We start from the raw sequence: 11885 nt of genomic DNA, 5'->3' as shown, positions 1-11885 counted from the left end.
CTTTGCCACGTGCGCGGTCGGTCCCAGCACATCACATAACGCACGCATGTTGTCACTACTCGTTGCGAATTGACCGAAAGTGGAAGGAGGAGATCCGGTAGTTCTTCCTCCGGTTCGGCGCCCGTCGGAGTCAGGCCAGCCGTACGGGCTTCTCCGGGCGTATGCCCGCGTCGATGAGCCAGGTCCGCAGCGGCAGGGGGTTGCCGTCCTCGACCAGGGCGAGGACCCGGGGGGCGAGGTCGGCGGCTCTCTCGCCGTCGATCAGGAGGGCGGGGCCGTCGAGCCAGTCGAGGCCGGGGGTGGCGCCCGCCGTGTCCATCGCGGCGCAGCAGACCATCGCGGTGACATGGTCGGCGAGAAGTTCACGGCCGGTGCGCGGCGGCTGGAGGGGAAACAGGGGCAGCGCGCCCTCGTCCCAGGAAAGCGCGCCCGGGGCCTGGCCGGAGGCTTCCGCCGTGGCCGCGCGGGTCCCGGGCCCTGTGGTCTCCTCGCGGGCCAGTTCCGCGCTGAGGCCGGCGGCGAGCGCGGCGCTGCGCTCGTTGCCCGGACCGGCCTCTTCGTCCGGGTCGGCGAGATCGGCAGGAGCAACAGGAGCAGCAGGGCCCGCGGACGGCTCGGAGGCTATGGGGACTGCGAGGACGTCGGGGACGTAGGGGACGTCGGGGACTGCGGGAGGGGCGGGGTCTGCCGGATGTGCGGGATCCGGGGCGGGGCTCGTGCCGAGGTCCGCCGCGGTCCCCTGCGCCGAGTCCGGGCCCACGCCGAGGGCATCGGTGGAGGTCGGCGGATGGCCGGAAGGGAACGGCGCCGGGCCGGACAGGTGATCCAGGACGCGGGCCAGGGTCGTGCCGTGCGGATCCTGCGCCGGGGAGTCCGGGGAGCGGCGGACGCCCATCGTGTCCAGGACGCGGTGCAGACGGGCGGCGTCGGTGCGCCACTTGCGGTCGACGACCTCGTCGGGGTAGTCCTGCCAGGCCACCGGGGCCCAGTTCGGGCCGCGCTCGGCCGGGCCGCCGTGGAAGAGTCGCGCGGCCAGGAGCGAGGCGGCCTCGTCCACCGTGCCGGGCTCCTCCAGCAGGTCGCAGGCGGGCCGCTCGCCGAGCCGGGAGGCGAAGCCCTCGGCCAGGCGGTCCCGGCGGGACAGCTCGGTGAGCGCCGCGACGACGCCCGCGTCCAGCCGGGACGGCCAGCGCCCCATGCGCCAGGCGGGGAGCGCGACCCGCGTCAGCAGCCGGTCCCAGCCCGCGTAGGCCAGGCCCACCTGTTCCTGGGCGACGATGCGCAGGCCGTAGTCCACGGCCTGCGCGCGCTCGGCGGCGGCTGCCGCCACGCCCCGCTCCATCTGGGCCGCGTCCTCCCGGCAGCCGCGCAGCATCAGCCGGGCCACCCAGCCGACGCCGGCGCACACCGCGTGCGACAGGGGGCATCGGCCGGCCGTGGAGGCGGCGGCCACCGCCGCGTCCAGCCCGCGGACGAACCGGCGGGCCGCGGCTATGTCGGGGTGCGCCGACGGGCCCGTACCGGCCACCACCGGGGCGAGGACGGCCCGCAGTTCGCCGACGCGCATCCACCACAGGAACGGGGAGCCGATGACGAGGACGGGCGCCGCCGCGCGGCGCGGACGGGCCGCGGACGGGCCGCTCGGCCCTTCCGGCTCCTCCCGGTCACCGCCCGCGGGAGGCGCGTGGGCCGGATGGGTGCGGTCCTCCAGCCAGCTGTCGCAGTCCGGGGTGAGCGCTATGGCGGAGGGGGCAGGGACGTCCAGCCGGTCGGCGAGGTCGCGCACCAGGCGGTACAGGTCCGGCGCGGACTCCTCCGGGACCGGGACCGTCGGGCTCATGGCGGGGCGGGCGCGGGCCACAACCAGTCCGACGCCCGCGGCGGCGAGCAGGACGACGACCGCCACGGCGCCCACCACCCACCGGGCCAGGTCCCAGCCCGGGCCGACGAGGTGGCCCGTGGATCCGCCCGCGAGCAGGATCACGGCGACGGCGGCGGGCAGCAGGGCGACGGCCAGCGCCCGGCCGCGGACGCGCAGCACGGCCAGGGCCCGGGAGCGCGCCGACTGCGCGCCGGCCTCCGCACCGGTTCCGGTCACGACCTGACGTCACCCCCTCCCGACTGCCTCGAACTGCCCTGTGTTGCTCACTCCCCCACTGTGGCACCCGCCACTGACATCGCAATGCCGGTGGGCCAAGTGCCGGAACGCTTGCGCCGCACCCTAGTTGGGGGCCCGGCCCACGTCAGCCGGATGGGCCATTGCTCACTCGATGGAATGGCTTTGGTCAGAGGTGGATGACGCACAGCAAAGATCAGGCCCCGGATCCTGTCCGGGGCCTGATCTTCGGAAGGTGCCTCGAAAGGCCTGGTCCTGAGCGGTGCCGAGCAGCCGCCGCGGGCGCTGAGTGGCGCCGAACACCCGCCGCGGGCGCTGATCGGTCCACGTTCCCGCCGCGGGTGTTCCGGGCGTTCCTGGGCGCGCGCTCCGCGCGCTCCTACGCGCCCGCAGCCGCCTTGGCGGCGATGTCCGTGCGGTGCTGGGCCCCGTCCAGGCGGATGCGTCCGACAGCGGCGTACGCCCGTTCGCGGGCCTCGGTCAGGTCCTTGCCGGTGGCCGTGACGGACAGGACGCGGCCACCCGCGCTCAGGACGGCGTCGTCCTCGCGCCGAGTGCCCGCGTGCAGCACGTACGCGTGCGGGGCGTCCTGGGCGGCCACCTCGTCGAGGCCGGCGATCGGGTCGCCGGTGCGCGGGGTGCCGGGGTAGTTGTGCGAGGCGAGGACCACCGTGACGGCCGCGTCGTCGCTCCAGCGCAGGGGTGCCAGGTCGGCGAGGGAGCCGGTGGCCGCGGCCAGCAGGACGCCCGCGAGGGGGGTCTGCAGGCGGGCCAGGACGACCTGCGTCTCGGGGTCGCCGAAGCGGGCGTTGAACTCGATCACCCGGACACCGCGGCCGGTGATCGCGAGGCCCGCGTAGAGCAGCCCGGAGAACGGCGTGCCCCGGCGGCGCATCTCGTCGACGGTGGGCTGCAGCACGCTCCGCAGCACGTCGTCCACCAGCTTGGGGTCGGCCCAGGGCAGCGGGGAGTACGCGCCCATGCCGCCGGTGTTCGGCCCCTCGTCGCCGTCCAGGGCGCGCTTGAAGTCCTGGGCGGGCTGGAGCGGAAGCACCGTCTCGCCGTCGGTGATGGCGAAGAGGGAGACCTCGGGACCGTCCAGGAACTCCTCGATCACCACGCGGTCGCAGGCGGCGGCGTGCGCCCGGGCCGCCTCGACGTCGTCGGTGACGACGACGCCCTTGCCCGCGGCGAGTCCGTCGTCCTTGACGACGTAGGGGGCGCCGAAGGCGGCCAGCGCCTCGTCGACCTCCTTCGCCGTGGTGCAGACGTAGGACCGGGCGGTCGGGACACCGGCTCCCGCCATCACGTCCTTCGCGAAGGCCTTGGAGCCCTCCAGCCGCGCCGCCTCGCCGGACGGCCCGAAGACGGGGATGCCCGCCTCACGCACGGCGTCGGCGACACCGGCGACCAGCGGCGCCTCGGGGCCGACGACCACCAGGCCGGCACCGAGCCGGGTGGCCAGCGCGGCGACGGCAGCGCCGTCGAGGGCGTCGACCGGGTGCAGCTCGGCGACCTCGGCGATCCCGGCGTTGCCGGGCGCGCAGTGCAGCGCGGTGACGTCGGGGTCGAGGGACAGGGAACGGCACAGGGCGTGCTCACGAGCGCCGCCGCCGATGACGAGGACCTTCACGGGGTCAGCCTAACGGCAGGGCGCGGCCCCGTTTTGTGCGGGATGCCGAGGGGCCGGCAAGAGGCCGCTCGTACGTTCCTCCGAGGCGGGACCGTATCCAGGTCCCGCACCCCGCTACTCCGTGGGGTACTCCTCCACCACGGTCGCGCCCAGTTCCCGCACGATCAGGTCGTGGCCGGACAGGGCGGACTCGTCGAGGTCGGGGTCGTCCTCCTCGGGAATGTCGTCCTCGGGGGCGACGGGAGCGGGCTCCGGTGCGGAGGCCCTGCCGGGACGGGCCGCCGTGGCCGGGCCGGCTGCTGAGGCCGTACGCGCCGCCGAGGGCCGGTCGGGGGCCGGGGCGCCGGAGCCCGGAGCCACGGACGCGGTCTGGGGGGCCGCCGTACGCTGCGGGGCCGCCGGACCGCCCGGGTGGGCGCCGCTGCCGCCACCGCCGTAGCCACCGCCTCCGTAACCGCCGCCGCCTCCGTAACCGCCGGAGGGGGCGGGCGCGGGGGCACCGCCGCCCGTCGGGTCGACGACCGCCTCGATCTTCCACTGGACGCTGAACTGCTCGGCCAGCGCCTGCCGCAGCACGTCCTCGCTGCCGCTGCTCGCGAAGTTGTCCCGCGCGCCCGCGTTGACGAAACCGACTTGGAGGGTGGTGCCGTCGAAGCCGGTGACCTGGGCGTTCTGGCTGAGCAGGATCCAGGTGAAGCGGCGGCGGTTCTTCACCGCCTCCAGGATGTTCGGCCACAGCTGGCGGGGATCGAGTCCGCCACCCGCGGGGGCGGGTGCGGCTGCGGGGGCAGCCGGAGCGGTGGCCCGGGCGGCGGGTGCGCTTCCCGGCCCGCCCACCGGGGCGCCTGCCGCTGCCGCGCCGGTCCCGGGCGCGGGTTGACCGCCGCCCGGTGCCGCCGCCGTGGGCCAGCCGCCGGGCCGCCTGGTCCCGGCACCGGCCGACGCGGCCGTGGGCCAGGCACCGGGCGCACCGCCCGCGGACGGACCGGCAGGCGGAGCCGCCGGGGTCGGGGAGGCGGCAGGCGGGGGCGGCGGGCCCGCGGGCGCCTCCTGGGTACGGTCACCGGCCCCAGGGGCGGCCGGAGCCTCCGGAGCCGCGGAGGCCGCGGGAGCCACGGGGGCGGCCTCCGGCCGGGCCGAGCTGCCGGGCCCGCCCGAAACACCGGCAGCACCTGGAGCACCGGGCACCGCCTGGGCACCCGAGGCACCCTGCGTACCCGGCGCACCCTGCGCCCCCTGGCCGCCCTGGGGCCCGGCGGTTCGTACCGCCGCCCTGGCCGCCGCGGGGCCTGCTCCGGACGGCACCGGACCCACGGCGGCGACCGGACCGGCTCCGCCGTGCGCCTCGGGCCCGGGCACGTAGCCCATCGCGGGCGCTCCCGCGCCTGTGCTGAAGCTCACGCCCCGCTCGATCCGGTCGAGGCGGGCCATCACGGACCGCTCGTCGCCGTACGCGGCGGGCAGCAGCACGCGCGCGCAGATCAGTTCGAGCTGGAGGCGGGGCGAGGTGGCGCCGCGCATCTCGGTCAGGCCCTCGTTGACCAGGTCGGCGGCGCGGCTCAGTTCGGCGGGTCCGAAGGAGGCGGCCTGGGCCTGCATGCGTTCGATCACGTCGGCGGGGGCGTCGATGAGCCCCTTCTCGGCCGCGTCGGGCACGGCGGCGAGGATCACCAGGTCCCGCAGCCGCTCCAGCAGGTCGGCGACGAAGCGCCGCGGGTCGTTGCCGCCCTCGATGACGCGGTCGACGACCTCGAAGGCGTCCGCGCCCTCCCCGGACGAGAACGCCTCGACGACGGAGTCCAGCAGCGAGCCGTCGGTGTACCCGAGGAGGGAGGTGGCCATGGCGTACGTCACACCGGCCTCTCCCGCACCGGCGAGCAGCTGGTCCATGACGGACATGGAGTCACGCACGGAACCGGCTCCGGCCCGCACGACCAGCGGGAGCACCCCGTCCTCGACGGGGATGTCCTCCTTCTGGCACACCTCGCCCAGGTAGTCCCGCAGGGTTCCCGGGGGGACCAGCCGGAAGGGGTAGTGGTGGGTCCGCGAGCGGATCGTCCCGATGACCTTCTCGGGCTCGGTGGTCGCGAAGATGAACTTCAGATGCTCCGGCGGCTCCTCCACCACCTTGAGCAGCGCGTTGAAGCCCGCCGACGTGACCATGTGGGCCTCGTCGATGATGTAGATCTTGTAGCGGCTGCGAGCGGGCCCGAAGAAGGCCTTCTCCCGCAGGTCACGGGCGTCGTCCACACCGCCGTGCGAAGCGGCGTCGATCTCGATGACGTCGATGGAACCGGGGCCGTTGCGCGCCAGGTCCCGGCAGGAGTCGCACGTGCCGCAGGGCGTGGGCGTCGGGCCGTTCTCGCAGTTCAGGCAGCGGGCGAGAATCCGCGCGCTGGTCGTCTTGCCGCACCCGCGCGGACCGCTGAACAGGTACGCGTGGTTGACCCGGTTGTTCCGCAGCGCCTGCTGCAGCGGGTCGGTGACATGCTCCTGCCCGATGACCTCGGCGAAGGACTCCGGTCGGTAGCGGCGGTACAGCGCGAGAGACGACACGCATACGAGGTTATAGGCGCCCACTGACAACCGGCCCGGCCCGCGGAACCCGCCGCCCCACGCAAGCGCCCCCCACGCACCCGCCAGAGCCGACCTACCCTTGCTGCCTTCCGGCCCTGGGGGAGTTCAGTCAGATAGCGCCGCGTGAGGGGCTGCCGAAAGACTACCCGATCCCGGGGCCGGGGAACGAGTTCGCGAGCACTCCTCCGCGTCATGTAATGTTTCCGGCGGAGGATTCGCCTAGAGGCCTAGGGCGCACGCTTGGAAAGCGTGTTGGGGGCAACCCCTCACGAGTTCGAATCTCGTATCCTCCGCCAGTGCCTCACCGGGCACGATGTCGAAGGGCCCCCTGGAAACAGGGGGCCCTTCGTCGTTGTCCTCAGACTGATCTGGTCGATGACCCTGTCCGGCATCCCGAGCAGCATGAGCACGGCGCCCGCGGTGTGCCGTGCGCCGTGCAGTCGCCCGTCCCGGACGCCGGCGTCTCCCAGCAGCCGCTTCCCGTCGTGGCAGTCCGTTCCCGGTGTCCGCTCCGCCCCGGTCTCCGACGCCCCCGACGCCCCGGACGGCCCGGTCCACCTGGCCCGCCCTGCCCGCCCCACCCGTCTCACCCGTCTCACCCGTCCGCGGACGGAAGACTTCCTTGCGGCCGTCCGGGACGTGGTGACCGACTCGGGGGAGAGAGGCGAGCTCCTCAGGGGGGAGGTGGGCCCCCCAGAGGGGAGGTTCGCCCCTCAGGCGGAAGGCGAGGCGGACGCGCGGGAGGGCGGGGCGGAAGCCGATGGCCTCGGCTCGTCCCGGGCGGGGTCCGGCGGGAAGGGGCGGCGCACGCGGTGGCGGGGGGCCGTGCGGCGGGGCGGACGGGTCAGGGTGATCTGGCGTACGAGCTGCTGGAAGCAGGCCAGGGACGCCAGGCCCGGCAGGGCCGCCGCCGCCATGTCCACGATCGTCTTGGGCGCCTGGACCACGCACAGGAGCATCGCGATGGACGAGAAGAGCAGCACCACGCACCACGAGTGGACGGCACGGCGGCGGTGCAGTGCGGCGCGCAGCACGGACAGCGAGGCCACCAGCCAGGGCCCGTACACCAGCAGCGGCCACCACGACGCGAGGCCGTCCTGCATCCGGGCGACGGCCACGAGGCGCAGCGGGTCGTAGGCGACCATGCCGCCGAAGAAGCTCACCGTGGAGGCGGTCACCGCCGCCAGGGCGCCGAGGACATGGCTGGCGGTGCGCACGCCGCTCGGCCGCCTGCGTTCACGGACTTTCCGGTGTCCCCGTGAGCCGGCCCGCAGGGGAGGAAGTTCCGCCGTGATTTCCTGAAGGTTCTCCAATGGCGTGTTCGGCGTTCCGCGGGAGGGCTTCACTTCGTGCGGTTCCGCCGCATTTCCCGCATTTTCCGTGCTTCCCATTGCCATCGGGGCCGCCGGGTCCGCCGAGTTCGTCGATGGCGCCGGGAATTCGGCCTCTACGGGATTTTGTGGCGACTGTCGCTCCATGGCGTCCTGGAGCATGAAAGCCAGTTCCTCGGCCGGGTCCCACGCCGAGTCCGGTGGGACCAGGGGGCCGAGGGTGCCCGAGAAGAACTGGGTGGGGGCCCGGTGCCGGCCGGTGCCGGTACGGGGGCGGGGCTCGTCGAAACCTGCCGGTTCCGCGTAGGGATAATCGGGGGAGTAGCCCGGACGTCGGTCGATACGTTCGTCATACATGCCGCGACCCGGCTATTCGGGCCGCGAGAAGACGGGGCGGCCGTCCGAGCCGACCCAGCGGCGGGCGAGGTCGGCTTCGAGTGCGCTCATCGCGTCCAGGAAATCCCGCAGCAGCGATTCGGTGGCCTTCAGTGCGACGGGGGAACCGCCCCTGCTCAGGGTGCCGTTGACGCCGGACGGCGAGCGCACGGGGGCGGGTAGGTAGGTGTAGGGACCCAACGCCACCGCGTGCCCGGCACTCGCGTCCTCGCGCTCGCGGCCCACGAGCAGACCCAAGTACCCTTCCCTGGATGCCTTAGTCATATCCCGACTAACGCCACCCGACTTCCCCGGATGCGCGGCAAACGGGTGAAGGAATTCCCTGATTAGACCTATATGTGCGATCGGATGCTTCATCCGTTCAGCCGACGAGATGGACGTCCGGCGCCGGCTCCTCGACGGTCGGGTCCCCCTCGATCGGCCGGGTATTGTTCTTCAGCACCGCAACCATGTGCCGACGGCGACGCAATTCCTCGGCGTCGACCCGCCACATTCTGCACTGGTAGGGCGGCATGAGAATAGAGCCTGCGGTGCAGGCTGAAGCACACACGACCAGCGTCCAAAGGGTGAAGTTCCACATGATTTTTCTCCGTTGGCGCGGCGGCGCGACACCCGCATAACGCCCCGGAATATGCAAGGTTACGGAACAGGAACAAAAAAGCCTCAGGTGGCCCAATTGACGGCTCGGCGAAACGTGTTCGCCCAATACGACTAATTCTTGATCCATACGGTCCTCCCCGCACTCGCCTGCTCCGGCTCCGACCCCCGCACCGTCACCCTCGCGATCCCGGCCCCGGCGATCGGAACGGTGAGGGGGCCGCCGTCCGGGCCGAGGACGACGACCTCCACGGCGTTCTGGCCGACCCTGCCCGGGCCCAGGGTGAACTGCACGCTGCCGCGACCGCCCGGCGCGCCGGCGCCGAACGGGACGCCCGCGCCGGCCGCGCCCGGCAGGACGTGGCGCCAGGACATACGGACGCGTACGGCGAATCGCTCACCACAACCCGTGCGGGCCGTCCTCCGGAGGGCGATCATCGGGACATGAACGTCACCGTGCACCTCGCCCAGGACCCCGACGCCGACGCGCTCCTGGGCCGCAGTCCGCTCGCCGCACTGGTCGGGATGCTGCTGGACCAGCAGATTCCGATGGAGTGGGCGTTCAAGGGACCGGCCACGATCGCCCAGCGCATGGGCACCGGCGACCTGGACGCGCACGAGATCGTGGCGTTCGACCCGGAGACCTTCGCCCGTCTGCTGTCGGACAAGCCCGCCGTGCACCGCTACCCGGGGTCGATGGCCAAGAGGATCCAGCAGCTGTGCCACTACCTCGTCGAGCACTACGACGGCGATCCCGAGGCTCTGTGGCGGGACGTGGCCGACGGACCGGAACTGCTGCGCCGCCTGGAGGAACTGCCCGGCTTCGGCAAGCAGAAGGCGCAGATCTTCCTCGCGCTGCTCGGCAAGCAGCTCGGGGTCCGCCCCGAGGGCTGGCGGGAGGCCGCCGGGGCGTACGGCGAACCGGAGGCCTTCCGGTCCGTCGCCGACATCACCGGCCCCGAGTCGCTCGCCAAGGTGCGGGCGCACAAGCAGGAGATGAAGGCCGCGGCGAAGGCGGCGAAATCCGCCGGTAAGTGACGCGAGGAGGCGGCGCTCCGTCAGCCGTACGGCCTACAGCGGTGGCGACCGGCCCGCGCCCGGTCCCAGCATGGACCATGACCGAGCCACCGAGCGACGGCCCCGGCGGGCCGGGCTACGACGACCGCCGCGTCCACGCGATGCGAGACCCACGAAACCCCCGAGATCCACACGAGCCACGGGAGCCAGGGGAGTCACGGGAGCCACAGGGCCCCGGAAGCGGCCGGGACCCCCGCGACCCACGTGAACCACAGGCCCCTGGGGGGCCCGGCGGCGCCGGGAGCGCCGGGAGCCCGCAGACGACGCCTCCGCCGCGCACCGATCCCCGCTACGAACCAGCGCTGGAAGGGCCCCTGCACCTGCTCTCCCGCGCCGCCTGGCAGGCAGTCCTCGCCACCGGGGTGGCCGCCCTCGTCCTGGGCATCCTCGTGCTGCTCTGGCCGAGTGCCTCGCTGCTGGCCGCCGGGATCCTCTTCGGCGTCTACCTCGTCGTCAGCGGGGTGCTCCAACTGGTCTCCGCCTTCGGCACGCACAAGTCGACGGCGCTGCGCGTGCTGGCCTTCGTCAGCGGCGCCCTGTCGATCCTGCTGGGCCTGTTCTGTTTCCGCGGCGCCATGCAGTCGATCCTCCTGCTGGCCCTCTGGATCGGCATCGGCTGGCTGATCCGCGGGATCACGCAGACGATCGCCGCCGTGCACGACCGTACGGCGCCCGCCCGCGGCTGGCAGATCTTCCTCGGCGTGCTCACCTTCATCGCCGGGATCGTGCTGATCGACTCGCCGCTCGCGTCGGTCGCCGTCCTCACCCTGCTGGGTGGCTGGTGGCTGGTCGTGGTCGGCGTCATGGAGATCGTCACCGCCTTCCGCATCCGCCGCCACGCCCAGCACGTGCCGCGCACCGTCTGAGACGTCAGCACGGCGCCCGGCGCCTACGCCGCCGCCCCGAGCGGGACGCCCACCACCGGCCCCCGCCGCCACCCGCGACCGCCACCCGCGACCGCGAAGGCGGCTGAGTCCGCGGGGTCCTTTGCGGGCCGGGCGTCGGGGTGCCGGCGCGCAGGGCGTGCTGGACGCGGTTGACGAGCTGGCCGAGGACGTCGGCGGGCACGTCCTTCGGGGTCTGGGTCACGAAGAAGACGCCGACGCCCTTGGAGCGGATGAGGCGCACCGTCTGCGTGATCGACTCCAGGAACGCCTTCGAGGCGTCGTCGAAGAGCAGGTGCGCCTCGTCGAAGAAGAACACCAGCTTGGGCTTGTCGGCGTCACCGACCTCCGGCAGGTCGTGGAAGAGGTCGGCGAGCAGCCACATCAGGAAGGTCGAGAAGAGCCGCGGCCGGTCCTGCACGGCGGGCAGTTCGAGGACGGAGACGATGCCGCGGCCGTCGGCCGCCGTACGCAGGAACTCGCTCGTGTCGAACTCCGGTTCGCCGAGGAAGTCCGCCATGCCCTGCGCCTCCAAGGCGGTCAGGGACCGCAGGATCACCCCGGCCGTCGCGGTCGACAGCCCGCCGATGCCCCGCAGTTCCTGTTTCCCCTCCTCGGAGGTCAGGAAGGCGACGACCGCCCTGAGGTCCTTCAGGTCGATCAGTTCCAGCCCCTTGGTGTCGGCGTAGTGGAAGATCAGCGCGAGCGACTGCTCCTGGGTCTGGTTGAGTTCGAGCACCTTGGACAGGAGGACCGGGCCGAAACTGGTGACCGTGGCACGCAGCGGTACGCCGTGTCCCGTGCCGCCGAGCGCGTAGAACTCGGCGGGGAAGCCGGCCGGCGTCCACTCCTGGCGCACCTCGGCGGCCCGCGACCTGATCCGGTCGTTCGCCGCGCCGGGCACCGAGACGCCCGACAGGTCGCCCTTGACGTCGGCGAGGAAGACGGGCACGCCCTGGGCCGAGAGCTGTTCGGCCACGAGTTGGAGCGTCTTGGTCTTGCCGGTGCCGGTGGCGCCGGCGACCAGCCCATGGCGGTTGAGCATCGCCAGCGGGATACGGACCTGGGCTTCGGGCAGGCAGTCGCCGCCCCAGATGAGGGCGCCCAGGTCGAGCGCGGGACCGGTGAAGGCGTATCCGGAGGCGATCCGCCGGGCCTCGGGCGGGAGCTCGGGGTCCTCGCCCGGCGCCCCGGGCGCGGTCTCGCTGTCGCTCATCTCAAGCCCCTGTTCAGCCCGTGGTCCCGATTCGCCCGGTTTGCCGCGGCTTTTCCAG

General features: G+C 73.3%; 9 protein-coding genes, 1 tRNA gene, 1 other RNA gene and 2 pseudogenes. 3 read left to right on the top strand and 10 right to left on the bottom strand.

Translation table 11 applies throughout. The features are described 5' to 3' along the window. Nucleotides 1–130: 130 nt before the first annotated feature. From ACFC02_RS00565 to ffs, 4 genes are all read right to left on the bottom strand, one after another. Nucleotides 131–2098: a hypothetical protein gene (locus tag ACFC02_RS00565; protein WP_376350158.1), complete on the bottom strand. Its 1968-nt coding sequence runs from the start codon at nucleotides 2096–2098 to the stop codon at nucleotides 131–133. Nucleotides 2099–2495: 397 nt separating this feature from the next. Further along, nucleotides 2496–3749, bottom strand: a complete 1254-nt coding sequence (purD, locus tag ACFC02_RS00560) for a phosphoribosylamine--glycine ligase (RefSeq protein ID WP_376350156.1) — start codon at nucleotides 3747–3749, stop codon at nucleotides 2496–2498. A gap of 114 nt (nucleotides 3750–3863) precedes the next feature. Continuing rightward, on the bottom strand, nucleotides 3864–6305 hold the full coding sequence (locus ACFC02_RS00555) for a DNA polymerase III subunit gamma and tau (protein WP_376350153.1): 2442 nt from the start codon (nucleotides 6303–6305) through the stop codon (nucleotides 3864–3866). 58 nt (nucleotides 6306–6363) lie between these two features. Beyond that, an RNA gene (ffs, locus tag ACFC02_RS00550) (signal recognition particle sRNA small type) lies at nucleotides 6364–6462 on the bottom strand. Between the two features lie 72 nt (nucleotides 6463–6534). Between ffs and ACFC02_RS00545 the strand changes: the two genes are divergently transcribed. Next, nucleotides 6535–6622 (top strand) — tRNA-Ser (locus ACFC02_RS00545). A gap of 69 nt (nucleotides 6623–6691) precedes the next feature. On the opposite strand, the pseudogene ACFC02_RS00540 reads toward ACFC02_RS00545, so the two are convergent. The 5 genes and pseudogenes from ACFC02_RS00540 to ACFC02_RS00520 all read right to left on the bottom strand — a co-directional run. Next, nucleotides 6692–6829: pseudogene (locus ACFC02_RS00540) on the bottom strand (site-specific integrase); the annotation flags it as partial. A 210-nt stretch (nucleotides 6830–7039) separates the two neighbouring features. Then, nucleotides 7040–8014, bottom strand: a complete 975-nt coding sequence (locus tag ACFC02_RS00535) for a DUF2637 domain-containing protein (protein WP_376350150.1) — start codon at nucleotides 8012–8014, stop codon at nucleotides 7040–7042. 12 nt (nucleotides 8015–8026) lie between these two features. Further along, complete coding sequence (locus ACFC02_RS00530) at nucleotides 8027–8290, bottom strand: hypothetical protein (protein WP_376350148.1); 264 nt, start codon at nucleotides 8288–8290, stop codon at nucleotides 8027–8029. Between the two features lie 124 nt (nucleotides 8291–8414). Further along, nucleotides 8415–8780 (bottom strand): hypothetical protein, encoded by a 366-nt coding sequence (locus ACFC02_RS00525; protein WP_376350145.1) that lies wholly within the window; start codon nucleotides 8778–8780, stop codon nucleotides 8415–8417. Beyond that, nucleotides 8765–9025 (bottom strand): hypothetical protein, encoded by a 261-nt coding sequence (locus ACFC02_RS00520; protein WP_376350142.1) that lies wholly within the window; start codon nucleotides 9023–9025, stop codon nucleotides 8765–8767. Before ACFC02_RS00520 ends, ACFC02_RS00525 begins: the two co-directional genes overlap by 16 nt. Nucleotides 9026–9094: 69 nt before the next feature. Between ACFC02_RS00520 and ACFC02_RS00515 the strand changes: the two genes are divergently transcribed. Together ACFC02_RS00515 and ACFC02_RS00510 are read left to right on the top strand one after the other, a co-directional pair. Continuing rightward, on the top strand, nucleotides 9095–9688 hold the full coding sequence (locus ACFC02_RS00515; RefSeq protein ID WP_376350139.1) for an HhH-GPD-type base excision DNA repair protein: 594 nt from the start codon (nucleotides 9095–9097) through the stop codon (nucleotides 9686–9688). A 77-nt stretch (nucleotides 9689–9765) separates the two neighbouring features. Then, complete coding sequence (locus ACFC02_RS00510) at nucleotides 9766–10593, top strand: DUF308 domain-containing protein (RefSeq protein WP_376350136.1); 828 nt, start codon at nucleotides 9766–9768, stop codon at nucleotides 10591–10593. A gap of 136 nt (nucleotides 10594–10729) precedes the next feature. On the opposite strand, the pseudogene ACFC02_RS00505 reads toward ACFC02_RS00510, so the two are convergent. Then, a pseudogene (locus ACFC02_RS00505) lies at nucleotides 10730–11827 on the bottom strand (helicase HerA-like domain-containing protein); the annotation flags it as partial. Between the last annotated feature and the right edge of the window lie 58 nt (nucleotides 11828–11885).

Source organism: Streptomyces sp. NPDC056160, assembly GCF_042268205.1.
GTDB lineage: Bacteria > Actinomycetota > Actinomycetes > Streptomycetales > Streptomycetaceae > Streptomyces.
This window is presented reverse-complemented; position numbering and strand designations above follow the sequence as displayed.